The 26,665-nt window shown below is 59.7% G+C and carries 28 protein-coding genes; 7 read left to right on the top strand and 21 right to left on the bottom strand.

The window, feature by feature from the left end:
- Nucleotides 1-22: 22 nt before the first annotated feature.
- The gene (locus tag ACIOWL_RS09805) at nucleotides 23-781 is read left to right on the top strand and encodes a hypothetical protein (RefSeq protein WP_400384166.1); all 759 of its coding nucleotides are present in this window, start codon (nucleotides 23-25) and stop codon (nucleotides 779-781) included.
- Nucleotides 782-854: 73 nt separating this feature from the next.
- On the opposite strand, the gene ACIOWL_RS09800 is transcribed toward ACIOWL_RS09805, so the two are convergent.
- Nucleotides 855-1,490, bottom strand: coding sequence for a redox-sensing transcriptional repressor Rex (locus ACIOWL_RS09800; RefSeq protein ID WP_400384163.1), 636 nt, complete (start codon nucleotides 1,488-1,490; stop codon nucleotides 855-857).
- A 60-nt stretch (nucleotides 1,491-1,550) separates the two neighbouring features.
- The gene (locus ACIOWL_RS09795) at nucleotides 1,551-1,796 is read right to left on the bottom strand and encodes a glutaredoxin family protein (RefSeq protein ID WP_400384161.1); all 246 of its coding nucleotides are present in this window, start codon (nucleotides 1,794-1,796) and stop codon (nucleotides 1,551-1,553) included.
- A 62-nt stretch (nucleotides 1,797-1,858) separates the two neighbouring features.
- Between ACIOWL_RS09795 and ACIOWL_RS09790 the strand changes: the two genes are divergently transcribed.
- The gene (locus ACIOWL_RS09790; RefSeq protein ID WP_400384158.1) at nucleotides 1,859-2,665 is read left to right on the top strand and encodes an HAD family hydrolase; all 807 of its coding nucleotides are present in this window, start codon (nucleotides 1,859-1,861) and stop codon (nucleotides 2,663-2,665) included.
- Between the two features lie 104 nt (nucleotides 2,666-2,769).
- Here ACIOWL_RS09790 and ACIOWL_RS09785 read toward each other — a convergent pair whose 3' ends face one another.
- The 5 genes from ACIOWL_RS09785 to ACIOWL_RS09765 form a co-directional block, all read right to left on the bottom strand.
- Nucleotides 2,770-2,868, bottom strand: coding sequence for a 30S ribosomal protein bS22 (locus ACIOWL_RS09785; RefSeq protein WP_005504750.1), 99 nt, complete (start codon nucleotides 2,866-2,868; stop codon nucleotides 2,770-2,772).
- Between the two features lie 139 nt (nucleotides 2,869-3,007).
- Nucleotides 3,008-3,232, bottom strand: a complete 225-nt coding sequence (locus ACIOWL_RS09780; RefSeq protein WP_141362292.1) for a helix-turn-helix domain-containing protein — start codon at nucleotides 3,230-3,232, stop codon at nucleotides 3,008-3,010.
- A 264-nt stretch (nucleotides 3,233-3,496) separates the two neighbouring features.
- The gene (gene gdhA / locus ACIOWL_RS09775; protein WP_400384155.1) at nucleotides 3,497-4,840 is read right to left on the bottom strand and encodes an NADP-specific glutamate dehydrogenase; all 1,344 of its coding nucleotides are present in this window, start codon (nucleotides 4,838-4,840) and stop codon (nucleotides 3,497-3,499) included.
- 194 nt (nucleotides 4,841-5,034) lie between these two features.
- Nucleotides 5,035-5,472 carry an ArsR/SmtB family transcription factor gene (locus tag ACIOWL_RS09770; protein ID WP_400384153.1) on the bottom strand — a complete coding sequence of 146 codons (438 nt, stop codon included), beginning with the start codon at nucleotides 5,470-5,472 and terminating at the stop codon, nucleotides 5,035-5,037.
- A gap of 119 nt (nucleotides 5,473-5,591) precedes the next feature.
- Nucleotides 5,592-6,761, bottom strand: coding sequence for an acetoin utilization protein AcuC (locus ACIOWL_RS09765; protein WP_400384250.1), 1,170 nt, complete (start codon nucleotides 6,759-6,761; stop codon nucleotides 5,592-5,594).
- A 202-nt stretch (nucleotides 6,762-6,963) separates the two neighbouring features.
- On the opposite strand from ACIOWL_RS09765, the gene ACIOWL_RS09760 reads away from it, so the two are divergent.
- Nucleotides 6,964-8,397, top strand: a complete 1,434-nt coding sequence (locus ACIOWL_RS09760) for a TrkH family potassium uptake protein (RefSeq protein WP_400384151.1) — start codon at nucleotides 6,964-6,966, stop codon at nucleotides 8,395-8,397.
- Between the two features lie 25 nt (nucleotides 8,398-8,422).
- Nucleotides 8,423-9,061, top strand: coding sequence for a potassium channel family protein (locus ACIOWL_RS09755; protein ID WP_400384247.1), 639 nt, complete (start codon nucleotides 8,423-8,425; stop codon nucleotides 9,059-9,061).
- Nucleotides 9,062-9,151: 90 nt separating this feature from the next.
- On the opposite strand, the gene proC is transcribed toward ACIOWL_RS09755, so the two are convergent.
- The 6 genes from proC to ACIOWL_RS09725 all read right to left on the bottom strand — a co-directional run bounded on the left by proC (nucleotide 9,152) and on the right by ACIOWL_RS09725 (nucleotide 17,125).
- Entirely contained in the window at nucleotides 9,152-9,994 is an 843-nt protein-coding gene (proC, locus tag ACIOWL_RS09750) for a pyrroline-5-carboxylate reductase (protein WP_400384149.1), read from the bottom strand.
- 4 nt (nucleotides 9,995-9,998) lie between these two features.
- The gene (locus tag ACIOWL_RS09745) at nucleotides 9,999-10,820 is read right to left on the bottom strand and encodes a sugar phosphate isomerase/epimerase family protein (RefSeq protein ID WP_400384146.1); all 822 of its coding nucleotides are present in this window, start codon (nucleotides 10,818-10,820) and stop codon (nucleotides 9,999-10,001) included.
- Nucleotides 10,821-10,874: 54 nt separating this feature from the next.
- Nucleotides 10,875-11,891 carry a Ppx/GppA family phosphatase gene (locus ACIOWL_RS09740; protein ID WP_400384143.1) on the bottom strand — a complete coding sequence of 339 codons (1,017 nt, stop codon included), beginning with the start codon at nucleotides 11,889-11,891 and terminating at the stop codon, nucleotides 10,875-10,877.
- A 31-nt stretch (nucleotides 11,892-11,922) separates the two neighbouring features.
- Nucleotides 11,923-14,709, bottom strand: coding sequence for a type I DNA topoisomerase (gene topA / locus ACIOWL_RS09735; protein ID WP_400384140.1), 2,787 nt, complete (start codon nucleotides 14,707-14,709; stop codon nucleotides 11,923-11,925).
- 152 nt (nucleotides 14,710-14,861) lie between these two features.
- The gene (locus ACIOWL_RS09730; RefSeq protein ID WP_400384137.1) at nucleotides 14,862-15,512 is read right to left on the bottom strand and encodes an ArsR/SmtB family transcription factor; all 651 of its coding nucleotides are present in this window, start codon (nucleotides 15,510-15,512) and stop codon (nucleotides 14,862-14,864) included.
- Between the two features lie 23 nt (nucleotides 15,513-15,535).
- The gene (locus ACIOWL_RS09725) at nucleotides 15,536-17,125 is read right to left on the bottom strand and encodes a methyltransferase (RefSeq protein WP_400384134.1); all 1,590 of its coding nucleotides are present in this window, start codon (nucleotides 17,123-17,125) and stop codon (nucleotides 15,536-15,538) included.
- Between the two features lie 74 nt (nucleotides 17,126-17,199).
- Between ACIOWL_RS09725 and ACIOWL_RS09720 the strand changes: the two genes are divergently transcribed.
- On the top strand, nucleotides 17,200-17,772 hold the full coding sequence (locus ACIOWL_RS09720) for a GNAT family acetyltransferase (protein ID WP_400384131.1): 573 nt from the start codon (nucleotides 17,200-17,202) through the stop codon (nucleotides 17,770-17,772).
- A gap of 110 nt (nucleotides 17,773-17,882) precedes the next feature.
- Here ACIOWL_RS09720 and ACIOWL_RS09715 read toward each other — a convergent pair whose 3' ends face one another.
- On the bottom strand, nucleotides 17,883-18,782 hold the full coding sequence (locus tag ACIOWL_RS09715) for a rhodanese-related sulfurtransferase (RefSeq protein WP_400384128.1): 900 nt from the start codon (nucleotides 18,780-18,782) through the stop codon (nucleotides 17,883-17,885).
- A 162-nt stretch (nucleotides 18,783-18,944) separates the two neighbouring features.
- Between ACIOWL_RS09715 and ACIOWL_RS09710 the strand changes: the two genes are divergently transcribed.
- Together ACIOWL_RS09710 and ACIOWL_RS09705 are read left to right on the top strand one after the other, a co-directional pair.
- Nucleotides 18,945-19,601, top strand: a complete 657-nt coding sequence (locus ACIOWL_RS09710) for a GNAT family N-acetyltransferase (protein WP_400384125.1) — start codon at nucleotides 18,945-18,947, stop codon at nucleotides 19,599-19,601.
- A 118-nt stretch (nucleotides 19,602-19,719) separates the two neighbouring features.
- Complete coding sequence (locus ACIOWL_RS09705; protein ID WP_400384122.1) at nucleotides 19,720-22,050, top strand: DEAD/DEAH box helicase; 2,331 nt, start codon at nucleotides 19,720-19,722, stop codon at nucleotides 22,048-22,050.
- A 12-nt stretch (nucleotides 22,051-22,062) separates the two neighbouring features.
- Here ACIOWL_RS09705 and ACIOWL_RS09700 read toward each other — a convergent pair whose 3' ends face one another.
- From ACIOWL_RS09700 to ACIOWL_RS09670, 7 genes are all read right to left on the bottom strand, one after another.
- A complete protein-coding gene (locus ACIOWL_RS09700; protein WP_400384119.1) occupies nucleotides 22,063-22,449 on the bottom strand; it encodes an Rv3654c family TadE-like protein in 387 nt (128 codons plus the stop codon).
- On the bottom strand, nucleotides 22,446-22,784 hold the full coding sequence (locus ACIOWL_RS09695; RefSeq protein WP_400384116.1) for a TadE family type IV pilus minor pilin: 339 nt from the start codon (nucleotides 22,782-22,784) through the stop codon (nucleotides 22,446-22,448). The genes ACIOWL_RS09700 and ACIOWL_RS09695 overlap by 4 nt, the downstream gene beginning before the upstream one ends.
- A 3-nt stretch (nucleotides 22,785-22,787) precedes the next feature.
- The gene (locus ACIOWL_RS09690) at nucleotides 22,788-22,970 is read right to left on the bottom strand and encodes a DUF4244 domain-containing protein (RefSeq protein ID WP_400384113.1); all 183 of its coding nucleotides are present in this window, start codon (nucleotides 22,968-22,970) and stop codon (nucleotides 22,788-22,790) included.
- Nucleotides 22,971-23,102: 132 nt separating this feature from the next.
- Nucleotides 23,103-23,657: a type II secretion system F family protein gene (locus ACIOWL_RS09685; RefSeq protein ID WP_400384110.1), complete on the bottom strand. Its 555-nt coding sequence runs from the start codon at nucleotides 23,655-23,657 to the stop codon at nucleotides 23,103-23,105.
- Complete coding sequence (locus ACIOWL_RS09680; RefSeq protein WP_400384107.1) at nucleotides 23,654-24,343, bottom strand: type II secretion system F family protein; 690 nt, start codon at nucleotides 24,341-24,343, stop codon at nucleotides 23,654-23,656. The genes ACIOWL_RS09685 and ACIOWL_RS09680 overlap by 4 nt, the downstream gene beginning before the upstream one ends.
- Nucleotides 24,343-25,584, bottom strand: a complete 1,242-nt coding sequence (locus tag ACIOWL_RS09675) for a TadA family conjugal transfer-associated ATPase (RefSeq protein WP_400384105.1) — start codon at nucleotides 25,582-25,584, stop codon at nucleotides 24,343-24,345. The genes ACIOWL_RS09680 and ACIOWL_RS09675 overlap by 1 nt, the downstream gene beginning before the upstream one ends.
- Complete coding sequence (locus tag ACIOWL_RS09670) at nucleotides 25,581-26,588, bottom strand: hypothetical protein (RefSeq protein ID WP_400384102.1); 1,008 nt, start codon at nucleotides 26,586-26,588, stop codon at nucleotides 25,581-25,583. The genes ACIOWL_RS09675 and ACIOWL_RS09670 overlap by 4 nt, the downstream gene beginning before the upstream one ends.
- Nucleotides 26,589-26,665 lie beyond the last annotated feature (77 nt).

The raw sequence follows: 26,665 nt of genomic DNA, 5'->3' as shown, positions 1-26,665 counted from the left end.
CGTTCAACCTTTGAGGAAACACATGAGCAACTACGATCCGAATCAACCGGGCCAACCTTACGACCCCAATGCCGGGTCAAATGCTTCAAGCCCGGATCCCTACGGCCAAAACCCCTATGGGCAAAACCCCTACGGTCAGGCTCCGTACGGACAGCCTCAGCCACCGGCCCAGGGCTTTGATCCGTACCCGCAGCAGCAGGGCGGCTACGCTCCGGTTCAGCCGCCAACGCAACGACCTAAAACGCTTCAGTGGGCGTTTTTGCTGATCTTGCTCTCGGGTTTTGTCAATGCCATCGCAACTTGGTTCATGTTCAACTCGAACATGCTCGCCAACATGGTCACCGACCAATGGGCGCTCTTCCAGGAACAGCTCGAGATTCAGCTGCAGGCGACCCCTGAAGCCGCCAACGACCCGCTGATCCAGCAGATGATGAGCAGCCCAGAGGCGTTCATTGCCGAATTCAACTCGGTGATGTCAGGCTTTGTGATTACCTCCGCGGTCATCAGCATCGGCCTGTACTTCCTGGTCGGCTTTTTCGTTGGCCGCGGTGTCAGCGCCATGCGGATTATCGCCACCATTCTTGCGGTCTTCTCCGTGATGGGTTTGTTCTCCTCGGTGGCCATTGTCTCCATGTTCGGGGATACCCAGGCCGGGATGCTGAACACCTTGCTGGTCCTGGCCGTTGGCCTTGGAGTCGCTGGCGTGGTCTTCTCCTGGCTGCGCCCCTCCTCGGAATACATCATGGCCCGCCGGATGGCTCGCCGGGCCGGTTACCGCTAAACCGCAGCAGACTGCAAAAGGCATATGGCCCGTTCCCCAAAGGGAACAGGCCATATGCCTTTTGTGCAGGTTTTTAGGGTTGTACGGCCAGGTAGGCCAAAATCTGAAGTTCCGTAGAAAGATCCACCCGCCGCAGGTTCATACCCCGCGGGACCACCAGCGGTTTGGGAGCAAAGGACAACACCGAGTTGACTCCCAACTCCCCCAGTTCATAAATCAGTTCCTGAGCCGCCTCACCGGGCACGGCAAGCACTGCAATGTTGATCTCTTCACGCTGCACCACGTGAGCCAGGTTGTTTCGGGCCTCCACCCGCAGTTCGCCAACTTCGGTTCCAACCATTTCGGGAAGCACATCAAGTATTGCCCTGACCTTGAATCCGCGAGTGGTGAATCCGGCATAGCCGCTCAGGGCGCGCCCCAGGTTACCAGCGCCGAGGATCAGTACCCGCCAGTCTCGATTCAGCCCCAGGGTGTTGTTGATGTGCTCGGAAAGCTCACGCACCACATATCCCACCCCACGCGTCCCATAGGAACCCAACCAGGACAGGTCCTTGCGCAAGATCGCCGGATTGACCCCGGCCTCTTTGGCCAGGACACCAGAACTGGTGCGTTCTAGGCCGCGGGACTCCAGCACGTTGAGCGCTCGAAGATATTGGGTCAGTCGTGCCACCGTGGCTTCCGGGAGCACCTTGGCCTCAGGCTCAGACATGCAGGTCCCCCCGTTCACTGTGCTTCCCCATGATGGGCTGGGACTGGGCGGTGGAAAACATCAGCTCGTCAGCAGACGTTCAAGCCTGGCCGGATCAATGGTCCAGAAATCTCGAACCTCTCCGTTGATCAGCAATACCGGGACTTCTTCATGATGGCGTTCAAGAAGCTGCGGGTTGGAATCGATATCGAGTTCGGTAAATTGCATCCCCAGACGACCGGTGACCTCGCTGACGGTTGACCGTGCCGCTTCACACAGGTGACACCCTTGGCGCACCAAAAGCTGGATTTCATGCAAAGTACTCATTCATTCATATTCTCATGAGCCGCGACGGGTCTTAAAGTTCGCAATGAAATAAACTGGAGCAAATGTCTTCCTTCGAATCAACCTCACCGTCCGAACCAGCGCAGCGCGCGGAAACTGTCGCCGCGTTTTTCGACGTCGACAATACCCTGGTTCGCGGGGCGTCCCTCTATTTGCTGGCCCGAAAACTTCACGAGCATCGGTTCTTCCGCATGCGTGAGATCCTCTGGTTTGCGCTAAAACAGTTGCGTTTTGCCGCCCGGGGTGAGCATCTGGGAGATATTCACCAGATTCGCGATCGTGCGTTGCTGATGGCCCAAGGCATCAAGGTCGCAGAGATCGAGGAAATCGGCAATGAGATCTTTGACGAATACATCGAGCCGAAGTTGTGGCGTGGCACCGTTGCCATCGCGCAGCAGCATCTAACGGTCGGACGGGAAGTTTGGCTCGTGACCGCAACTCCCCTGGAAGTGGCCAACGTCATCTCGGACAGGCTCAAGTTCTCCGGTGCCCTGGGCACCGTAGTGGAAAGTGTTGACGGCGCGTATACCGGCGCCTTGGCAAGCCCCATCCTGCATGCCGCAGAAAAGGCCCAGGCGGTGCGTGCCCTCGCCAAGGACCGTAGGATCAGCTTGTCCCAGTCCTGGGCCTATTCCGACTCTTACAACGATGTTCCCTTGCTTGAGGCCGTGGGACACCCGGTCTGCATCAATCCCGATGCCAGGTTGCGTGCCTATGCCAAACGTCGAGGCTGGCAGACCTATGACTTCCGCACCGGGCAGCGCGCCGCTAAATTCAGCCTGAAGGCCGCCGGAGTCATCGGATTCATCTGGGCCGCCAAGCGCTCGCTCAAGGACCGCCGAGGCCGTTAGCGGGCCTTTTGAATGCTTCTGAGGGTAAAGCAATCGCCACCGTCCAGGACAAGATCCTGATTCGGTGGCGATGATTGCCAAGCGGCAAGCTGCTCGAAGTATATTTACTTCTTATTGCGGCGCTGGTGGCGGGTCTTACGAAGCAATTTGCGGTGCTTCTTCTTCGACATACGCTTACGGCGCTTCTTGATAACAGAGCCCATACTGGTTCCTCACAAACTAATTAAAATGCGCCAACCTCAATAATCTCCATGCACATCAGCACACAGCAAGGTTGACCGGACGTTAAACGTTCCTTAATAGATTACCCGCTTTTCGGCCATGCTCTGACCACCGCTTGGCTTATCGACCGAGGGAACCCGTACCTCGCTGCGGATCAATAGCCGCAGACTGCAAGTAGGATTCCACAGCGTTTTCCGGAACGCGATAGGAGCGACCAAACTGAACCGCGGGCAGATCGCCCGCGTGGATCAGACGATAAACCGTCATTTTGGAAACGCGCATCATGTCGGCCACCTCGGCCACCGTCATGAAACGGGCTCCTGCAAAATTCTGCTTATCCTGCATGCGGGATATTCTCCTGACGCTGATCTCTTGTTCGTCGCGTGACTAGCACACGTGACCTTACACGACTTAGGATCAACACCGGCGATCGGATTCACGTTTGCTTTGTCCCAGTCTAGTCGCACTTTCATAACTTTCGCATCACGAAACACATACATGTCACGGACAACCCAGCTTTTAACGGGTTCAACGCAACACCCCGGGGCCTGCGGAGTGAAATTGCACTCCACAAGCCCCGGGGTGGCTAACAAACCCGGGCTTAGAACCTTAGATCAGGCCCTGAGCAAGCATCGCATCGGCAACCTTGACGAAGCCGGCAATGTTAGCGCCGGCAACGTAGTTGCCAGGCATTCCGTATTCGTCTGCGGTAGCTGCACAACGATCGTGGATACCAACCATGATCTCTGTCAGTCGGCGTTCGGTGTGTTCGAAGGTCCACGAGTCGCGGCTGGCGTTCTGCTGCATCTCCAGTGCCGAGGTGGCCACGCCGCCGGCGTTTGCGGCCTTGCCTGGGCCGAAGAGCACTCCGGCGTCCTGGAATACGGAAGTAGCTTCGGCAGTGGTTGGCATGTTGGCACCTTCGGCCACGGCAATGGTGCCTGCGGCGACCATCTTCTTGGCAGAAGCTGCGCCCAGCTCGTTCTGCGTTGCGCTTGGCAGGGCTACGGTTCCTGGTACATCCCAGACGTTCCCGCCCTCAACGTACTTCACCTTGCTGCCGCCACGACGCTCTGCGTATTCGGAGATGCGCCCGCGCTCTACGTCCTTGATCTGACGCAACAGTTCAAGGTCGATACCGTTCTCGTCAACAATGAATCCACCGGAATCAGAAGCGGTGAGTACGTGGGCACCCAACGCCTGAGCCTTCTCGATGGCGTGGATTGCCACGTTGCCCGAGCCGGAAACAATCACTCGCTGACCGTCGAAGGACTGGCCGCGGGTCTTGAGCATTTCTTCGGCGAAAATCACCGCGCCGTAACCGGTAGCTTCCGGACGTACCAGCGAACCACCCCAGGTCAGGCCCTTGCCGGTGAGCACACCGGACTCGTAGCGGTTGGTGATTCGCTTGTACTGGCCAAACAGGAAGCCAATCTCACGTCCACCCACACCGATGTCGCCGGCCGGGACGTCGGTGTATTCTCCGATGTGGCGGTACAGCTCGGTCATGAACGACTGGCAGAAGCGCATCACTTCACCGTCGGACTTGCCACGTGGGTCAAAGTCCGAGCCGCCCTTGCCGCCACCGATAGGCATGCCGGTCAGGGAGTTCTTGAAGATCTGTTCGAATCCAAGGAACTTTACAATTCCAAGGTATACCGATGGGTGGAAGCGCAAGCCACCCTTGTATGGGCCCAGTGCCGAGTTGAATTCAACTCGGAAGCCACGGTTGATCTGGACCTTGCCGCTGTCGTCAACCCAGGGAACACGGAAGATGATCTGGCGTTCTGGTTCGCAAAGACGCTGCAGAATGGCGGCTTCTGCGTATTCAGGGTGCTTGAGCGAGACGGCTTCAAGGCTTTCAAATACCTCGGTGACCGCCTGGTGGAACTCTGCTTCGCCGGGATTGCGGCGGAAGACTTCGTCGCGAATCGTCGCTAAGTGCTTATCCAAGTTTCTCTCCTCATCACTTGGGGCAGGCACAGGCCGTGACGGGGCCACAAAATACCCGGCGTCACTGCCCCAGACACGAGAATGCCATGTAAGGCAATCTGAACAAAAATTTTGCGTTATAAAACCGAAATGTCCGCGTAACGTAAATTCTTGGCCATTTTGTAGGCTCGGCAGACGATCTACTGGTCAAATGTCTAACGACGGCGTCCGAAGCGCGGTAGCTTGTCGAAAAATTCCTGAGCTCGTTCGGTGACTTGCTCCAGACCGCGCCCGACACTTCGTCCCAACTGTTGCGTTGCCGGAGTGGCGGCGGTGAGTTCGTCTTGCTCCTGGCGGTGTTCAACGTCTACCGAGACCGCTGAAGGTTCCGGCGCCGGCAAAATATCCGCACACCACCCCACCAAGGTTTCAACTGCTTCGGTATCAACACTGTAGATCCGTCGCTGTCCGGCCGCGGTCATGCTCACCAGGTTTGCTTCGCGCAAAACCTTCAGGTGTTTGGACACCGTTGGCTGGGAGATCTCCAGTTCGGTGACCAACGACCCGACAGCCTTCGGTTCAGATTTCAGTGCTTCAACAATCCTGCGCCGCGTCGGCTCGGCCAACGCAGAAAAAACTTCATCAATAGCCACACACATAACCCTAACGGCATATGACCAATTCGCAACGCAGGTATATGTCCGTGTATCTCATCTGTCCGGTGCTGCCGTACCGGAACGCGGTGTTCCTCACTCCCGCAAGAAGCCTGTGACTAGTCGAACCATGGATCGAGGCCAAAGAGGGGAAACACTTCCTTGCGGGTCGCGATGATGGTGCGGTCAACCGGATCGGCAGGATCGTAGCCGACTTCCCAGTTACGCCACCACAACTGCGCATCATCCCCCATCAGGTACGGCATGGCGCGGCCATAGGTTTCAAGGACGTAGCGACGAAATTCCTCGGGTACGTAGGTACGCAGCGGAATCGGTTTTCCCGCAACGATCCCGGTCAGGTGGGTCCAGGTACGCGGCACCACCCCGGTCACGTTGTAGCCTCCGCCACCGGTAGCGAACCAGCGGCCTTCGCACAGTTCATCGGCAAGCTGCGAAATATCCAATGCCACCTGGCGCTGTGCATCTACGGAAAGTTTGAGGTTTGTCATATCGTCGTCACGGTGCGAATCGCATCCATGTTGCGAAACAATGATCTCCGGTTTGAACGCCCGTACCAGTTGCGGCACCACCGCATGGAATGCACGCATCCAGCCGGCATCAGAGGTCATCGCCGGAATTGCAATATTCACGGCGCTACCCTCTGCACTCGGGCCGCCGACCTCATTGGCGAAACCTGTCCCGGGGAACAGGCTCAACCCCGATTCGTGGATGGAGATGGTCAGGACACGTTCGTCGTCCCAGAAGATTGATTCGGTGCCGTCCCCGTGGTGGGCATCCACGTCGATATACACCACACGTTGGGCCCCGCGTTCAAGCATGCGGTGAATGGCGGCGGCGGCGTCGTTATAGATGCAAAATCCGCTTGCATTGGCGCGGGCAGCATGGTGCATCCCACCTGCAAAATTAACCGCGCGAACGGTGCTCTCATCCATGATTGCGTCGGCTGCAATCACCGAGCCGCCCACAATCCGGGCGGCGGCCTCATGCATGCCGGCGAATACCGGATCATCCTCTGTACCCAACCCGAATTCTTCGGCCACGATGCTCGGATCCAGGCTCACCCTGCGCACCTGGTCGATAAACGACTGGTCGTGGACGGTGGCAATCACCGCATCATCGGCCACGGCAGGTGGCTCGATGCACACGTTGGACTCGCTGAAAACACCAAGTTGATCGCTGAGTCGATACGTCAGTTCCAGGCGAGCTGGATGCATCGGATGCCAGTCACTAAATTTGTATTTCAGGTACTTCTCGTCCCACATCACCATTGTCGGACGGGGGGCATGCTGAGGCTCTAACACACTTTCAGGCTACCCGATAGTGACACAACTCATGCATTTGCGCCGCTTGGGTTGCGTCATGGCCGGGAGAATTTATCTTCATCCGGGCAAAGTCGGGCTCAACGGCCTAGGTTACATGGAGTATGGTTTCCAGTGATTCACTCTTCAAAGAAAGACCGAGCCAAGATCAATGAGCAGCCTAAACAACCCCGGTGCCGGAAGGCAGCCGGGCGAGTTGCGCGATGAGGTCCTCAGAAGGTGGCTGGCGTTTCGCACATCGATCGCCAACTTCACCATCCGCTCCCCCGCGCGCCTGACCCTAGGTACCTTCCTGGTGGTCATCGCGCTGTTCACGTCCCTGCTCGCGGCTCCTTTTTCCTCCGCCACGGGCAAGCCTACGGCCCTGCACGATGCGCTGTTCACCGCCGTGTCTTCGGTCTGCGTGACCGGTCTGACCACGGTGTCCACCGCGGAGCACTGGTCATTCCTGGGGCAGCTGATCATCATTGTCGGTACGTTCATTGGCGGTCTGGGAATCTTGACCCTGGCGTCCATCATGTCCCTGGCGGTCTCCCGCAAGCTCGGGGTGCGCGCCAAACTCATGGCGCAGAATTCCATGAACACCTCCGGCGCCTCTGCACTGGGTGAGGTCGGTTCGCTGCTGCGCATCGTGATCCTGACGGCGATCATTTTGCAGGTACTTATTTCCCTGTTCCTGATTCCACGTTTCTACATCTTGGGTGAGAGCCTGCTCTCCTCGATCTGGCACGGAGTGTTTTACGCGGTCTCTGCATTTAACAACGCCGGGTTCACCCCGCACTCCGATGGATTGGTCCCCTACGAAACCGATCTGTGGATCCTTGGACCACTCATGGCCGGGGTGTTTGTCGGGTCCCTGGGATTCCCGGTCATCATGGTCCTGTTGGCTCACCGGCACAACACCAAAAAATGGAATCTGCACACCAAGCTCACCTTGTTGGTCACCTTGATCTTGTTGGTCTCCGGGGCCTTGCTGTGGTTGATTGCCGAATGGAGCAATCCGAAAACCATCGGCACCCTGAGCATGTCGGACAAATTGATTCACGCGTTGTTCGCCTCGGTGATGACCCGTTCGGGTGGCATGAACCTGGTTGATCAGAACGATATCCATGAAGTGACCATGCTGCTGACCGATGCGCTCATGTTCGCCGGTGGCGGTTCGGCATCCACCGCCGGCGGCATCAAGGTCACCACCATCGCCGTGATGTTTTTGGCGATTGTCGCCGAGGTCCGCGGCGACAGCGAGACCCGCGCCTTTGGCCGGAGCATTCCCGAAGAAACCATGCGGGTTGCCATTGCCGTGGTGGCCCTGGGCGCCACCATGGTGGCCCTGGCAACCGGGCTTTTGATCACCATCAAAGAGGATGTGGGTATATCCCGTGCCCTATTTGAATCCATTTCCGCGTTTGCCACCGTGGGTTTGAGCACCGGGGTCTCCCAGGAGATGCCGCCGGCGGGTAAATACGTGCTCAGCGCGCTCATGTTCGCCGGCCGTATCGGCAGCATTACCCTGGCCAGCGCCCTGACCATGAGGCATCGCGATACGCTATACAAGCTCCCGGAAGAAAGGCCGATCATTGGCTGATAAAAACATTGACCACAATGCACCGGTGCTGGTGATCGGGTTGGGTCGATTTGGTGCGTCGGTCGCCGAGACCCTGGTCAAACAGGGACGTGAGGTTTTGGCCATTGAACGCAGCCCCGAGCTGGTCCAGCAGTGGGCCAGCACGCTGACCCACGTGGTTGCCGCCGATGCCACTAATATCGATGCGTTGCGCCAGCTGGGAGCGCAGGAATTCTCCTCCGCGGTGGTGGGTGTGGGTACCTCGATCGAGTCCTCGGTGTTGATCACCGTCAACCTGGTTGACCTGGGAATCGAACACCTGTGGGTCAAGGCTATTACCCCGTCCCACGGCAAGATCCTCACCCGCATCGGTGCGAACCACGTGATTTATCCTGAGGCGGATGCCGGGGTGCGGGCCGCGCACCTGGTCGGCGGGCGCATGCTCGACTTCATTGAATTCGATGATGGTTTCGCCATTGTCAAAATGTACCCGCCCAAAGAAACCCAGGGTTTCACCTTGGCCCAGTCGCAGGTGCGATCCAAGTACGGTGTCACCATTGTGGGGGTGAAGTCCCCGGGCGAGGATTTCACCTACGCCGTTCCGGACACCGTGGTCACCCGGCGCGACATGCTGATTGTCTCCGGGCACGTGGACCTGCTTGAACGCTTCGCGGCACGCCCCTGACCTTGCGGGCCGTGGCCTCAAAGCAACGGCTGCGCTGCAAGAACTTGAGAGTTCGCGCAACGCAGCCGTTGACTTGTTTGAGATGAGCGGTTAGCCAAGCTCCTTGCTCAGCTGCCCGGCGCGGTCGCAGGCTGCCCGGGTTCCGTCGGCGATAGTCTGCTCGATGCCCTCGGTATCAAACACGGCAATGGCACGCTCGGTGGTGCCATTGGGGCTTGTGACGCCCTGACGCAGGACCGCCGCATCGGCGTGAGGGTCGGCGAGCATCTTGCCGGCACCGGCCACCGTAGCCCTAGCCAGGCTGGCGGAAAGCTGCGCATCAAGTCCCAGGGCCACCCCGGCCTTGGCCATCGCTTCAGCAAGGTAAAAAACGTAGGCCGGGCCGGATCCGGAAATGGCAGACAGCGCGTTCTGCTGGTCTTCGGGGATCACATGCACATCACCAGACCCGGAGAGCAGGCTGGTGACGGCCTGAACCTGTTCCTGGCTGACGGTGTCGGCCGGGGAAATCCCCACCACACCGGCACCAATCATCAACGGGGTGTTGGGCATGGAGCGGATCACCGGCTGCCCGGCGGGAAGCTTAGCCTGCATGGTGGCCAGGGTGATCGCAGCGGCCACCGATACCACCACGGCGTGAGGCTTCAAGGCTGGCGAGATTTCTTCGCACAGGGCCGCGATCCCCACCGGCTTCACACCGAGGAAAATCAGATCAGCGTCGGCCACGGCGGTGCTGTTGGCGCTGGGGTCCAGCGAACTGACCAACACGTTGATTCCCAGCTCACGCAGTTCTGCCACGCGGCTTTCGCTGCGTACCGTGGCGGTAATCAAGTTCGGGTCGTGTCCGGCAGCCAGAATACCGCGCAGAATGGCACCGTTCATTGACCCGGTGCCTAAGAAGGACAGTTTCAGTTTGTTGCTTGCTTCACTCATATTGCTATTTTGCCACCGGCTTGGGGTCCTTACTGACACTGAGGTGATCCCGGGCGAATTGCAGGGTGCTGGCCAGCCATTCTTCCTTCTGGCCGGCGTTTTTGGCCTTCCGTGTGGAGACCTCCACCGCGACCACGCCTTCCCAGCTGCTGTCCCGCAGGAACTGCAACGATTCCGAGACCCGCTGAGTCCCCAGGCCTGGGACCAGATGCTCGTCTTTGCCGTTGTCTAATCCGTCGCAGAGGTGCACGTGCGCCAGCCGGGTGCCGAGGTCCTGAACCGCCTGCCGTGAATCCATGTTGGCGATAGCTGCATGGGAGAAGTCCCAGGTGACATGTTGGTAGGACTGAGGCACCGGGTTCCAGTGCGGAAGATACATTTTGGCTTCACGGCCACGCGCGCGCCACGGGTACATGTTTTCCACCGCGATTTTCATCCCCGTGCTCTCGGTAATGCGGTGCACCCCTTCGGCGAATTCCTCCGCGTAGCTGCCCTGCCACCGAAACGGCGGGTGGGCCACCACCACATTGGCTCCGACCGCCTGCGCCAGAATGACCGAACGTTCAATTTTGGCCCAGGCAGAGCCCCAGACCTGCTGGGTTAACAACAAGGTTGGAGCATGGATGGCCATGATGGGCAGCTGGTATTTGTCCATCAACGCCCGCAATGCGGTGGCCGACTGGCTCGCCGCATTACCGGTGATCAACACCTCCAGACCGTCGTAGCCAACGTCCTTGGCGATCGCAAACGCGTCGTGGACCGTTAGCGGATAAACGGAGGCACTTGAAAGCGTCACCGGAACCTTCGCTGATGAATGTGCTTCCATTCTCATGCCCTCCTAACCGAACCGGCTGATTCCGGTCGCGTAGATCTGAGGAATTTAGCTTTGTTTCTCGGCCATCTGCGGGATGACCGAACCCAAGGCGACTTCCCCTACTCCAACGCTACTACTGAGCGGTGTCGTAGAGTCAAACATCACGTGATCAAAACGTCTCAGCATTAAACCTTCACGCAAGGCCCACGGGCAAATGCGCACGGTTTTTAATTTCAAAGCGCTCATGGCTTCGTGGGCCACGATGGCACCGGCCAACAACTGCGGTGCGCGGATCTCAGACACACCGGGAAGTTCGGCGCGCTCAGCCCAGCTCATGGCGGTCAAACGATTGGTCCACAGCTTCAGAGCATCACGGTGCAGCACCCGCTTGATGTACGGTCCCTCGGTGCTGGGTGCTGCTCCGGTGATCCGTGCCAACGAGCGAAAGGTCTTTGAGGTCGCGGTAGCCAGGGTGGGCTTCCCGTACTGCCGCAACTCGGTGGTGGGATCGGTGAGCACGTCACGGACGTAATCGCGCATCTCACGGACCTCTTTGATGGTTGGCAGGTCGTTCGGCAGCCATTCGCGGGTCAGCCGCCCCGCACCGAGCGGGACGGAGAATGCGACCTGGGGGAATTCATCGGTGCCCAGAGCCAGTTCCAGGGACCCGCCACCCATATCCAGGTTCAAGATGGAATCCGAGGACCAGCCGAACCAGCGACGCACGGAATAAAACGTCATCCCGGCTTCTTCTTCGCCGGTCAGCTCCATCAGGGTCACGCCGGTTTCGTTTTTCACCCGTTCCAGCACCGTATTGCCGTTCGAGGACTCGCGAATGGCTGAGGTGCAGAAAGCCATGAAGTCTTCGACCTGGTGGCTGCTGGCGAAGTCGGCGGCCTCGGTAATGAAGGAAATCAGTTCCCGCTGGCCTTCTTCGGTGATCGCGCCGTAGTCGTTGAGGTAGCGCACCAGCGACAGCGGACGCTTGTGCGAGGCGTAGGGTACGGGGCGCGCCCCGGGGTACGCATCAACCAGCAACAGGTGCACGGTGTTGGAACCGATGTCCAGTACGCCGAGTCTCATGGTGCGCTCCTCAACAGGTGGTTACGAAGAATTATTTCTCGGTGCTTTTAGCGGCCGGCTTCTTGGCTGGGGCCTTCTTCGCCGCCGGCTTCTTGGCTGGTGCTTTTTTCGCGGGAGCCTTTTTCGCGGTACGTTTCACCGGGCCGCGGGCACGCTTGTCGGCCAGCAGCTCGATGGCTTGTTCGCGTGTCAGCTCCTCCAGGTTGGTGCCACGCGGGACCGTAATGTTGGTGACGCCGTCGGTGATGTAGGGACCAAAGCGTCCGTCCTTCACCACAATGTTCTTCTCACTGGTCGGGTCCACACCGAACTCTGCCAGCGGCGGCACCGCGGCACGGCGGCCACGCTGCTTGGGCTGAGCGTAGATCGCCAGGGCCTCATCCAGGGTGATGGTGAAGATCTGTTCCTCGCTCTCAATCGAGCGCGAGTCGCTGCCCTTTTTCAGATACGGGCCGAAACGCCCGTTCTGCACGGTGATCTCTTCACCGTCAGCGTCGGTCCCCAGCACCCGCGGCAGGCTCAACAGCTTCAGCGCATCATCCAGTGTCACGGTTTCGACGCTCATGGACTTGAACAGGCTGCCGGTGCGTGGCTTCACCTTGGTCGGCTTCTTAGGCGGCTTTGGTTTGCCGTTTTTGTAGTACTCAACCGGCAAGGCGGCAATTTCTTCGTCGGTCAGTTCCGGAATGATCTCGGTGACGTAGGCGCCGTAGCGTCCGTCCTTGGCCACGATCTTGCGGCCGGTTTCCGGATCCACACCCAGTTCCTTCTCCGAGACCTGGGAGTTGGCGAACAGCTCCTCGGCCTTTTGCGCCGTGAGTTCATCCGGTGCCAGGTCTTCGGGAACGTTGGCGCGCTGAGGTTCGGTGCCTTCCTCGGCTCCCTCGGGCAGGGCGCGTTCCAGGTACGGGCCGAACTTGCCCACACGCAAGGTGATGTCATCGGTGATCTTGATGGAGTTGATGGCGCGCGCGTCGATATCCCCGAGGTTTTCCACGACGTTCTTCAGGCCTTCGGAGCCATCCTTGCCGAAGTAGAACAGATTCAGCCAATCGGTGCGGGCGCGCTGGCCCTTGGCGATTTCATCCAGGTCGTCTTCCAGGCGCGCGGTGAAGTCATAATCCACGTACTGGGCGAAGTGCTCTTCGAGCAGGCGGATCACCGAGAACGCGATCCAGCTCGGCACCAGGGCGCCGCCGCGCTTGGTGACATAGCCGCGGTCCATGATGGTGGAGATCGTCGGGGCGTAGGTCGACGGGCGCCCGATCTCACGCTTTTCCAGTTCCGCGACAATCGAGGCTTCGGTGTAGCGCGCCGGCGGAGTCGTTTCATGCCCCAGGGCGGTCAGGTCTTCGCCAGCCAGCGGCTGGCCGATGGCCAACTGCGGCAATCTCGCCTCAGCGTTCTCCGACTCGGCGTTCTCCGCCCGGTCCACGTCCTTGCCTTCTTCGTAGGCTGCGAGGAAACCACGGAAGGTAATCACGGTACCCGACGCGGAGAATTCGGCCACACGCTGGTCGCTGGCGGTGCCGGCGAGCTTGATGGTGGCGGTGAATCCCTTGGCATCGGCCATCTGGGAGGCGACGGTACGCTTCCAGATCAGCTCATACAGGGTGTATTCGTCCTTGGACAGCGCCGAACGCACATCGGTGGGGCGGCGGAACATGTCGCCGGCCGGACGGATTGCCTCGTGGGCTTCCTGGGCGGCGTCGGACTTCGCCTTGTAGACACGTGGTTTCGCCGGGATCGAATCCGCACCGTAAAGCTCGGTGGCCTGCTTGCGCGCCGCGGTGACCGCCTCGTTGGAGAGGAACACCGAGTCGGTACGCATATAGGTGATATAGCCGTTTTCATACAGGCGCTGGGCGATCTGCATGGTCAGCTTGGAACTCCAGCGCAATTTACGGCTGGCTTCCTGCTGCAGGGTTGAGGTGGTGAAGGGAGCCGCCGGACGGCGGGTGTACGGCTTGTCTTCAACCGAGGTGACGGCGAAGTCGGTGTTGGCCAGGTTATCCACCAGAGATTGGGCCGAGGCCTGATCCAGGTGGGCAATCTTGGTGCGTGCGGCCTTCAGCTGGCCGCGGTCGTCGAAATCGCGGCCGCTGGCAACCCTGGCCCCATCCACCGCTGAGAGTTTGGCAGCGAATGATTCACCGTTTCCAGTGGCGAACGTTCCCTTGACATCCCAGTAGCCGGCGGAGATGAACGCCATACGCTCGCGCTCGCGTTCAACTACCAGGCGGGTTGCCACGGACTGCACGCGGCCGGCGGACAGACCGCGGGCCACCTTGCGCCAGAGCACCGGAGAGATTTCATAGCCGTACAGGCGGTCCAGCACACGGCGGGTTTCCTGCGCGTCGACCAGGTCGGTATCCAGCTCGCGCATGTTGTCCAACGCGCGGGCGATCCCTTCCTTGGTAATTTCGGTGAAGGCCAAGCGGCGTACCGGGACCTTTGGCTTAAGCACCTGGAGCAGGTGCCACGCGATGGCTTCGCCTTCGCGGTCCGCATCGGTTGCGAGGTAAAGTTCGTCGGCGTCTTTGAGCTTCGCCTTGAGTTCGGAAACTCGTTTCTTCTTGTCCGGGTACACAACGTAGTAAGGCTCGAAGTCGTTGTCCAGGTCCACGGCGAATTTGCCGACCGAGGTCTTTTTAAGCTCGGTGGGAAGTTCCGAGGGCTGCGGAAGATCACGGATGTGGCCCACCGAAGCGTCCACATCGAAGCCTTCACCCAAATACTTGGCGATCGACTTCACCTTGGCAGGAGACTCGACGATGACGAGTTTCTTACCGGTCTTTTCCTTGGCCTTGGCGGGCACGGCTCTCCTTCAGACAACGCGGCATGCCACGAACCCCTCGCGGGTCCCCACACGCCGCCAGCGCAGCTTTGACTGTTTGGGCCTGCTTGGTAAGGCCCAATTCCCGATGATATTACACCGAAAAATACAAAGATCCTGCGCTAGACATATTTCTAAGACGTAGTGTCCCCGACGCTTGAGTATTCGGGAAGCAACGAGATTAAGTAGAACATACGCTTCGAGTCAATGCTGCGTTCCTCCGCCGTGGCCATGGCCTCATATTCGTAAACGAGGTCCAATAAGCGACGGTTAAATTCCAGCTGTTTGGCTTCGGGAAGGAAAACCAACCCGCTAGTCAGCATGGGAGGACGGTCCGGCGACGGGGTAATTCCGGCCTTTGCCTCTGCTTCGCGGCGCTGCACTTCATCATTTAGTCGTGTCCTGAATGCGTTCAACTGCACATTCAGATACGCGGTCTTGGCGTTGGCCGAGTCGATCTGGGTGTTCAGTTCCAGTCGCTCGCCGGCGGCACGCCAACGGCGCTCGCGGGCGTCCCCCTCGCTGGCAGCCCGGATGACGTACCCGTATTTTTCCAGGGCACGCAGGTGATAACTCATGGCGCTGGGTGTCAGATTGCACAGCGAAGCTAGCTCCGTGGCCGTTCGAGTGGTCTGTGAAGCGAAAAGTTCGTCAAGCACGATCAAGCGCGCATCGTGCGCCAGGGCACGGATCGCCTGCGGATCCGTGATCGAGACGAGGTGCGGCAATGTTCCGATGCCGTCCTGCGTCGCTATGGCTTGCTCCTGGTATGTGTTCCCTGTCATACCGAAAAACTTTAGCGCTTGTTTCACATTTTTCGAAGTAGACCATGACGCAATAGTCGGTCAACCGCTTCATAAAGCCGCTCGGTGAAGTCCTCTTCACCTTCCCCGATGAGCGAGTCCAGCGCATTAACCAGTTGTGAAACGGACAAATCCCCATCACAGGCGGAGACAAAGCCAGCCTGCGCGGTATCTAATAATTCGGTGCGGCGCAATCCGGCCCCCTGGCGCAACAGAATCACCCCGGGATGCTCCGCGCCCGGACGCTGGTGGCGTTCCTCAGTGACATCGTCGGCGACCACGAGGTGCCAGTCGCGGAAATCATCCTGGGCCGCGCCCAGCGCATCAGCCATGGCGATATCCCGTTGCAGCGTGCCGGCAACGGGCTGCTCGATGGGATGGGTGATCTGCTCGAAACGGCGCAGGTTCACCGTGCCGTCAAGCGGCTTGCGGAAATACACGAGGCCGAAACCAACCGCGCCGACCCCGCGCGACTCAAAGTCATCCAGGTAGGCGTTGTAGGCAGCGGCGTAGGCGGAACTGTCTTCGGTTTGCGAGGCGTCACGCAACCATGTTTCAGCGTAAACACTCGGAGTGGTTTGTTCGCGTTCGATCACCCAGACATCTAGCTGATCGGGGAACCAGCCTTTAACCCTCCGGTCCCAAGCCTCGTTTGATTCCTCATCCAAAGAATGGATTTCCCAGTTCGACAGCATCTGCATGCTGGCTCCGGGATTCAGGTATTCCGAGGCCTGCGCGATCAACGTGCTGACCAATCGGTCCCCGGACATCCCGCCATCGCGGTAGGTGAAGCGGTCCTTCTCACGTTCGGTGCTCTTGCGCGGAGTGATCACAAACGGAGGATTCGACGCGATCAGGTCGAACCCCTGCCCCGCGACCGGTTCAAACAAACTTCCACGCAACAGGCTCACCCGCTCATCCAAGTTCAGCGGATCCAGCTTGAGCACCTGATGATTGAGCATCAGGTTGAACCGGGTGAAGGCCAGGGCGCGCGCCGACAGGTCGGTTGCGGTGACGTGTCTGGCATGGCCCAGCAAATGGAACAGCTGGATTCCGCAACCGGTTCCCAGGTCCAGTGCGCGTTCAACTTTTTCGCGCACGGTAATTTGGGCCAACGTCAACGAAGCCTGCCCGATACCCAGCACATGATCGGTACGCAAGACCCCGGGACGCTGGTGAGCCCCCAGATCATGAGCCACCCAGAGTTCTCCGGCGGTGTCAGAAGAGTGCAAGGTCAAGGCCACCGTGGACCGGTAACCCGCGGCCCAAGGCTCAACCAGACCCAACTTCAGCAAGCCGTCAACCTTGAGCGTTGGGAACGCTTGGTTCAGGTTCGCGGTTTCTTCGGTTTGCCCGAGCTGGAACAACCGGAAGGCGCATCCCAGCGGCGTCTGGGCGGCATCCCGCTCGATGACCCGCAACGCCGGGAGGATCTGGTCCCGATCCAGAGCGGCCGAGGCTTCATCCCCCAACATTTGGGACACCGCATCGTAATTAAAGCCAATGGCTCTCAGGTCTTCGGCGAGTCGTTCAAGCAACTGCAGATCTGAGCTCTGCGGGGCATCTTCAAGTGCGGAAAATTCGGTGGCATTCACGCCAACTAGTCTATCGACTACTGGCAAAAGAACCGATATGAACCTTGCCCTGCCACCAGCCTAAAATGGTACCCATGACCAACGTCACGATTACCTATCTGCAATTGCTTGCCCCCGAGGATATTAAACCGTCTTCACGCCCGGTACCCGAGGATGTGCGGATCGAGCTGGTCCAGGACATCTCTGCCGAATATTCAAAATTTCTCTACCGCAGTGTGGGTAGCGAACTGAATTGGGCCGATAGGTTGGATTCAACACGTGAGCAATGGGATGCCGTCTTGCGTCGCAGTGGATCGGAGACCTGGGTGTTGTATCGCCATGGGGCACCTCAGGGTTATGTGGAGCTGGTGACCGAAGTCGTTGACGGGCGCAGCGAGGTGGAGGTCTTCTATTTTGGACTGTTCCCTCAAGCCATCGGCCAAGGCCTGGGAGGCATCCTGCTCGGCGAGGTGCTGGCCCAAGCCTGGCGCGTGGATTCACGCACCGGCAGCTTGCCGCCGGTGTCCAGGGTTTGGCTGCACACTTGCTCGCTTGACGGCCCCGCCGCCCTGCCCAACTATGAGGCGCGTGGGCTGAAAATCTACAAACACGATGCCGAAGAAACCGAAATCAAGGACGCCTCGATCGGTTTGTGGCCGCAAAAGTGAATATGGCGGCTCGATAGCTTCCTGCCAGCCGCCGCACCATATACAAAGAGCCAAGGGGCGTGCCCGTCCGGAATGATTCCGGACGGGCACGCCCCTTGGACTTTGAGCTCCTAGACCGCGGCGACGCTGCAGTCCGGGCAAATACGCAACTGCTCATCCTGGGCACAGTCCTCGCAGAACAAACGCAGGTTGCGGCACGACGGATTCGAGCAGTTCTCGAACTTGTTCGTGGGCCCCTCGCAACCCACGCACTGGCCAATGGTCACCGCATCGTCGGAAAACTCGGTGTGCATTCGCTTGTCGAAGACGTAGAGCGAACCTTCCCAGAGCCCGGCATCACCATATTTTTCGCCGTAGCGGACAATACCGCCCTGCATCTGGTAAACCTCTTGGAATCCACGCTTCACCATGAGCGCGGAGAGCACTTCGCAGCGAATACCACCGGTGCAATAGGTGACCACCGGCTGATCCTTGAGGTGGTCGTACTTGCCCGAATCAAGTTCGGCAACAAAGTCGCGAGTGGTATCGACCTCGGGAACAATCGCATCCTTGAACTTGCCGATCTGTGCTTCGAAGGCATTGCGCCCATCGAAGAAGTGCACCTTGGAACCTGATTGTTCCTTGGATTCAACCAGTTCGTGGAGTTCTTCGGGACGCAGGTGGGTTCCACCGCCAACAACACCGTTCTCATCAACTTCAAGTTCACCGGGCGCGCCGAAGGTGACAATTTCATCGCGGACCTTGACGGAAATACGCGGGAAATCGGCTGCGGATCCTTCGGACCACTTGATATCCATCTTTTTGAAGGCAGGTAGTTCGCGAGTTGCCTTCACATACTTTTTGACAGCAGAAAGCTCACCGCCCACGGTTCCGTTAATACCGTCTTTGGAGATGATGATGCGTCCGCGCAGTCCCCAGCGTTCCAGCAGGGAGCGCTGCCAGAGGCGGATCACCTCTGGGTCAGGGAGCGGGGTAAATGCGTAAAACAAAACAATACGTTCAATGGCCACAGATCAAGTTTAGTGGTTTGGCGGCATGAAACGCCGGGTGAACGAGCAAAATCACATTATTCACCCCGCAAAATCGGGGCATCAAGCATACTTTCGTTTCAACTAGGCAACGATTGGCTCAATGTCAGCTAATTCCTAGGAAAGACAAGGTAGGGTCAAGACATGGCATCAAACGCAAGCGATGAACTGATTGGCACCTGGGTCGCCGGCTGGGCAGGAGCCCGCGGATATGAGACCCGTAATGAAGGACGCGTCCATGCAGCGTTGCGTCACGACACGACCGAAGATTGGGAATACGTTATCTACGGCCCTTCCAAGGAAGAGCTGGCCGCGGTAGCCGAAACCCTGAAAAAACATCCAAACCGTCGTTTGACCGCATTCGATGACTCGGTTGAACGATTACTGGTTGCCGCCTCAGAGGTCGGCCTGCAGGTCGCAGCCGATGACGAAGTCTTGATGGTCACCGAGCTGGCAGCTCACGACGTTGAGGTTCCCCTGCCCGCTGAGGGCTTCATGTTCCAGATTGAGCGCGACGGCACCCATGCGTACGTTTCGCTTCACCCGGAGGACAACCAGGACCTTGTCGCGGCCTCCGGCCACGTCTCCGCCGTTGAAGGTTTCGCCATCTTCGACCGGATCATTACCGGCCCGGATTTCCGTCGGATGGGGTTGGGCACTTTGGTCATGCGCGCCCTTGCTTCGCTAGCTCAGGAGCACGACGTTGATGAGGGTCTGCTGATCGCATCGGTGGATGGGCAGAAACTCTACGCATCCCTCGGATGGACTTCCCTTGGCCAGGTTGTAAATTTCAAAGCCTAAGCTCAAGCTTCCCTATCGCCGTTGTCCCCATTTCCCGGGTGCGACGGCGATAGTCTTTTAACACCCCACATTTACCCTCCGGCGATTATTCTCGTTCCGGCGTCGAAAGGCTGTGTTTGTGAAGTCAGTACGCGCCCTGCTTGATCCGTACAACCGGAGCAACGACCCCGACGCGGTGATACATCGCCGCAGTGTTCCCGCCAAGGATCAAATCACCGCCCCATGGCCCGCGTGGTTATCCGATGAGGTCAAACGCACCTTCCAAGACCTCGGCATCAACGAACCCTGGCTTCACCAGGTTCAGGCGGCGGACCTGATTCACGGTGGACGGCACACCATCGTTTCCACCGGGACAGCCTCAGGCAAGTCATTGGCATATCTGATGCCCTCCATTGACGTGTTGTTCCGTACCAGGGATACGGCGGCTAACGATGCCAGCGCCCAGGCCTCCATCTTGTACATCTGCCCCACCAAAGCGCTGGCCGCCGATCAGCTGGCGGCCGTAGCGGGGCTTGAAGTCCCCGGGGTCCGGGCCGCCGCCTACGACGGCGACACCGATCAGGGAACTCGCACCTGGGTCCGTCAGCACGGGAATTTCGTCTTCACCAACCCGGACATGCTGCACCGGGGCATCCTGCCGAACCACCCGGCCTGGTCCCGATTCTTCAAACGGTTGAAGTACGTCGTCATCGACGAAGCGCACTCATATCGTGGAGTTTTCGGCGCCCACGTGGCCAACCTGATCCGCCGCCTGCGCCGGATCTGCGCCCGTTACGGTAACGAGCCGGTGTTCATCGGCGCCTCGGCAACGAGCTCAGACCCCGAAGAATCTTTCGGCAGGCTCATCGGGGCCGAGGTGTCAGCGGTAACCCATGATTTCTCGGCCTCCGGCGAATTGGTGATCGGATTATGGGAGCCCCCGCTGACCGATCGGACCGGCGAAAACGGAGCTCCGCTGCGTCGTACGGCAATTGCCGAGAGCGCATCGATCCTGACCGATCTCATGGCGGACCACATACGAACCATCGTTTTTATCAAGTCACGGCGCGGGGCTGAAACTATCGCAACCCTGACCCGCAAACACCTGGAGAATTTTGCGCCGGAGCTCTCGGTGCGTCTGGCGGCCTACCGTTCGGGCTATCTTCCCGGTGAGCGGCGTGAAGTTGAACAAAAATTGCGATCGGGCGAATTGTTGGGGGTCACCTCCACCTCGGCATTGGAATTGGGTATTGATATTTCCGGGCTGGACGCCGTGGTGGTGGCCGGGTGGCCAGGAACCCGGGCGTCTTTTTTCCAACAGATCGGGCGGGCAGGACGCTCCGGACAAGATGCGCTGGCGCTTTTTGTGGCCGCCGAAGATCCATTGGATACCTACCTGGTCAGCCACCCCGAAGCCATTTTCGATTTAGGTGTCGAGGCGACGGTCTTTGATCCGCAGAACAAATACGTGCTCAGTGGGCACCTGTGTGCCGCCGCGCAAGAAAACCCCCTGCGCCCCGAGGAACTAGCGATTTTTGGCCCGCAGACCGAGACCCTGCTCGATTCGCTGGTGCAGCGCGGATATCTGCGTCGCCGGCCGGCCGGCTGGTTCTGGACCCATCCGCAGCATGCGGCAGGGATGTTCTCCATTCGTGCCGATGGCGGCGGGCCGGTGGACATCATCGATGCGCAGACCGGTGCCCTGCTGGGAACCATGGATTCGCCCCAAAGCCACTATCAGGCCCACCCCGGGGCAATTTATGTTCATCAAGGTGCCAGCTACCACGTTGAAGAACTCGATGAGCAAAACCATGTGGTGGTCGTGACCCGGGTGAACCCCGACTATTACACCACCGCACGCGACATCACCACGGTCGCCATTGAATCCGAAGAACGGACCAGCACCCATCAACAGCTGGAGATCTTCTTCGGCGAAGTGATCGTCACCACCCAGGTGGTCTCGTTCCAACGCAAATCCGTTGCGTCCAATGAGGTGCTCTCCGAAGAACCCTTGGATCTGGAAGCCCGCGACCTGCATACCAAATCGATCTGGTTCACCCTCACCGAGCAACGGCTGGTTCGCGCGGGTTTGAGTGTTGACCAGTTCCCCGGGGCCTTGCACGCCGCAGAACACGCGATGATTGGGTTGCTTCCCTTGGTTGCGACCAGCGACCGGTGGGATATCGGCGGGGTGTCCACCGCGCTGCACATGGACACCGGACATCCCACCATTTTTGTGTATGACGCACAGCCTGGTGGGGCGGGATTCGCCGAACGAGGTTTTGAGCGGTTCTCCACCTGGGTGCGTGCTACCCGTGATGCCATCGAAGCCTGCGAATGCCGCAACGGCTGCCCCAGCTGCGTGCAATCGCCCAAATGCGGCAATAGGAACAATCCGCTCGACAAGGACGGCGCCGTGCTACTGCTCAGTGCAGTGTTGGAGGATGTCCAGCCGAGGCACCATTTTTAGGTTGGTGTAGCCCTAGTCCTGGGTCAGCGGCGGGGCACCGGCTCGCGCTTTCGCCCGGGCCGCCGGGAATTCAAACCCGACCGCAGAAAAACTGATCAAAACCGAAACTTGCACGCTGGCAGTACTCCCGTCGGCCTCGATCAGGCAGGAATCCAACCGGGCATCATTCGCCGCGGCCAGCAACTGTGCAGCGGCGCACGGGTCACCTGCCCGCAATCCGCGCGCGGTGTCGGCAGCTGCCAGCGCGGCGAGGTCCGCGGCACCGGCCGCCTGCATCGCGGCCCGGGTTACCGCTGACCATGCCAAAATCCCCACGGTGAGCAACAAAGCGGCGATGATCAGGGCGGTCACCGCGACGGTGCTGCTCCCCTGCTGAGACAAGTATCCGCGGTATTTCATCGTTCGTTCACCACGCTTGCAGTTCCTTGGACGTCGACCGCCCCGATCACGGGCAGGTCGACTGACTTTCTCACCGTCACGGTCGAGAATTCTCCCGTGTTGCTCACGGTGTAGTGCGCCGAACTGCCGGCAAGCTGAATCCCCTTAGTCATGGCCGCCCCGGGGTCTTCACCGCGGGCCAGCTCCCGCGCCATCGCACCGGCAGCCTGCTGAACCTGGATCTGCTGCATACCCAACACCCCCAAGCACAAAAGCAGCGTAAGCATCAGCGCAATGGCCGGCAGCAGTACCGCGAACTCCGCGGTACTGCTGCCACGATCATCCACGAAGCTCATGGCCTACAAGCTCAGTGCCTTGCTGATCAACCCCATCAGCATGCCGCGCACATCACCGCTGGACAGGATGCTGATGAGCAGGCCGGCGAAGGCCACCGCAGCCAACGTGACCATGGCAAATTCAGCCGTGGTGGAGCCTTGCTCAGCGGCAAGTCGTGTACGAAGCTTAGCCGAAGATATTTTCATGATGTTTCCTTTCATCGAGGGTGGATTCCAATCAGTCCCCGCAGTGGGAGGTCATGGTGGTTACAGGTTGGCAGAGCATTGCTTCGCCCGGTTCGGATCCATGACGGTCTGGGTAAAACTTTGTGGCCGAGCTCAGGACAGGTTTGGAAACTGGGCAATAATCAGCGGCACCACACCTAACGCAATAAACGCCGGCAGTGCGCAGGCGCCCAAGGGCAACACCAGCTTGGTGGCGAACTGAGCACCGCACCTGGCCACACGTTGGACACGTTCACGGCGTTGCAGTTGCGCGGTATTTCGCAGCAGGGCGGAGGCCGGCGCTCCGGTTGTGTAGGCAAATCCCAGCGAACGCTTTAACGGATTAAGCCATGCCGGTGCGGGTTCCCAGGCCCGGTCCCACTCCATGTTCATTTCAAGGCATCTGGCTACCGTGCGCAACGTGGAGCACTGCTCAATGCACTGCCCCAGGGCATCGAGCAGGGCAATCATGGGCAACCCGGAATCCATCAGGCTCGCGCCAAGATCCAGGACAAGCTCAATGGGTTCAATGTGCTGCGCAGGCTTCTGTTCCGCAGTTTCCCGATGTGTTGCGGTGTGGTTCAGCCCTCGGACCAGGTATGGCCCCGGCTGGCGGTGAGTCCACAAGAGCAGCGCCAGCAGTAGCGCCCCCACAGCAAGCGCCGTCATTTCAGCGCCTGAGTTGTGGTTGCCACCATTAATCTCCGGCACCACAGACGATTAAGTATCCACAAGCCCGCCCCAACCACCACACTGAGCTGGGCTATCCACGAGGTCATTAGCGTGTGCCCCACATCGATGCCGAGAAGAAATCCCGCTCCCAGCCCGAGGACCGGTAACCAGGTGAGCAACCGGGTGGTGGCACGGGGACCGGCCATCGCCGCATCAAATGACTGCCTCGCCAACAGTTCTGCTTCCAGGTCCTCGGCTAACTGATCTAGCACCGCCGCCAAGGGGGCACCGGTACGGGCTGAAAGGTTCAGGCACCACACCAGACGCTCAACCGAGGAGTCAGCGACCCGATGTGCTGAACCCTGCGCCAGCGGGTGGTTCTCACCGAGGATTCTTGCGTCGGCATTCATCCGGCGCAAGGTCTCCAGCACCGGGCACGGTTCGTCTCGGACCTTGAGCAGTGCCTCGACTGCCTGCCGAAACATCACCCCGCTGCGCAGCAAGGCAGCAAGTTCTCGAATAATTGCCGCATCCAACAACAGGGTGTGTTGTGCACCGTTGACCCGCCCCGAGCGCCGGGTGAACCAACTGCGGATTTTTGAAACCGAAACCTGTTTCCGTTCGCTACGCCGCACCGGCCAGAGCCAGACTCCGCCGAGCACCAGCAGCACAATAAAAATCATCACTCCCCCAGGAAGTTTCTGCTACGTGTCCACCGTTCAACCTCGCGGGCCACCTGTTGACCCAGTTTTTGCCCTAGGATCTGTAGCCCGTGGGCATCCGGGCTGCTTGCCGATCCCGAATCAATGAGCGGGGACACCAGCAACCGGTCTTGCGAGTCGGTGGCCAAAACACCCAACGCCACCGGCGAGCGCACACCGGTTTCCTGCCGGCTCATATGAATCACCAGGTCCACGGCGCTGGCCGCCTGAAGCGAGGTAGCTTGCAATCCCCAACCGGCCAAGGCGCCCAAGGCGGCTAGACGTGCGGGGACCGCTTCGGGATTGTTTGCATGCAGAGTCCCGGCGGCTCCCTGGTGTCCGGTGTTCATCGCGGCAAGAAAATCGCGTAGTTCCGCCCCGCGGCACTCGCCGACTATCAGCCGGTCAGGTCTCATACGCAAGGCTTGGATCACCAGGTCTTGGAGGTCGATTCGTCCGGCGGCTTCAACGTTGGCAGTGCGTGTTTGCAAACCCACCACGTGGGGATGGTCAATCATCAGTTCGTGCGAGTCTTCGATAATCACCAGCCGTTGGTCAGGATCAACTTCCGCGAGCATGGCCTGCAGCAGCGTGGTTTTTCCGCTCCCGGTGCCGCCGGTGATCAAAAAGTTCAACCGGCGGGCGAGCACCTCTGCCAACAGTGTGCGCCAGAATTCCGGGGCGTGGGCGAGTACCTCGGACAGCGACAGTCGATTCTGGACTTTCACCCGGATGGAAAGCAACGGACCTTCGGTGGCGATCGGTGGGAGTACTGCGTGAACCCGATAGTTTTTGACACTCATATCCATGAACGGATTGGCCGCGTCGAGCCGCCGCCCGGCGAGGGCCGCAAGGTGCACGGCCAGGTTCCGTACTTCTTCGGGAGAGGAAAAACGAAACCCGGTCAGCGCCAGCCCGTGCGGCGAGTCCGTCCATACCTGGCCTTGCCCGTCAACCAGGACGTCCGTCACGCCCTCAGGCGCAGCGAATTGCTCAAGGATCGATAAGCCAGCGACCTCATCTTGCAGGGATTTCAGTGAGGCCCGTGCCCCGTAGGATCCCAGAGCCACCCCGGAGTCATGAATCGCTCCGGCGAGCGTGATGGTGTCCAGTTCTCCCCCGGCGGCCAGGGCGCGCTCTCGCACCGAGTGCAAGATCCGCGAGTCCAACTGCTCCTGCACTGAAGTCCCCGGAATGACAGGCGCATGGCGACCGGGGCTCATGATCCCACTCGATCCGTTGAATGGATGGTGTTGTTGTGTGCGGTGTCGATTTTCGCCGCCGGCAGCAACCGCAGGTCGGCCAGCTGTTGCCGCAGCCTTCGGGATCGCAGTGCATCGAGAAGGTCCCCGTTCGCTACAGCGCGTTCGAGGACAGGCATGTAATTGAGGCAGCCCAACCTTGCGTCATGCCCCTGAGCCTTGGAGGGTTTACGGTGGATGGCTGCCAGAACATAGGGGCCGTGCAACGGAATACTGGATTCATCGCAGATGCTGATCTTCCGGTCGGCAAAGTAGCCGATGACCTCCGCCTGCGGATGCGCCGCTCGTCCGGTGTCCACAACCAGCAGGTCGAACCCTTGCCGGGCAGCTCTCAGCAGCCTGGCGATCAAAGGAGCAGTCACCGCAACCGACGGCCGGACCCCGGACCAGGTCAGCACGGCCGTACCGTGCAGCCTGGGCAGGGTTTCAACCAGTTGGTGCGCGGCCAGGTCACCGCCTGACGCCGCCAAGTCGTCCCAACCGATCCCGCCCCGTGGCTGAGCGCAGATCCGCGGCCAGGTTCCGGAGGAATGCGGGTCTAAATCAATCACCAGGCTTCGCAGTCCGCTCAGGGTTCCGGCGTGGGCCAACAACACCGCAAGCGTAGTGGCGCCGACCCCGCCGGCCTGCGCCTCCAGCACCAGGGTGTGCCCGTGCCCGGCCCGCATCCCCCACAAACCAAGATATTCACCCAACCACTGGCTCGCACCTGGAAGCACTGCCACCCTGGCGTGGGGCAACCGGCTAGCCGCGTCCCAGAGTTGCTGTGCTTGGGTTTCGGTTCCCACCAGCACATCGCATCGAGTGGGTGTCGCCAGCACCGTCGAGATTGAATCGGCACCCCACAGCACCGGACCAGTGGTGTCGTGCAGCAACGGGGACTGCGGGGTGCACCGGCAGATCCGCACCGCCGCCCCCAGAGAGATCAGCGCGCACTGCTCCACCAATTGTTCATCGCTACTCACCAACACACACGATGGCGCACCCCCATCGTTCCGCGGCAGATTCTGAAGCGCCGCCGGCGCTGGTTGATCAGCCGGCG

Source organism: Glutamicibacter sp. NPDC087344, assembly GCF_044744225.1.
Lineage (GTDB): Bacteria > Actinomycetota > Actinomycetes > Actinomycetales > Micrococcaceae > Glutamicibacter.
This window is presented reverse-complemented; position numbering and strand designations above follow the sequence as displayed.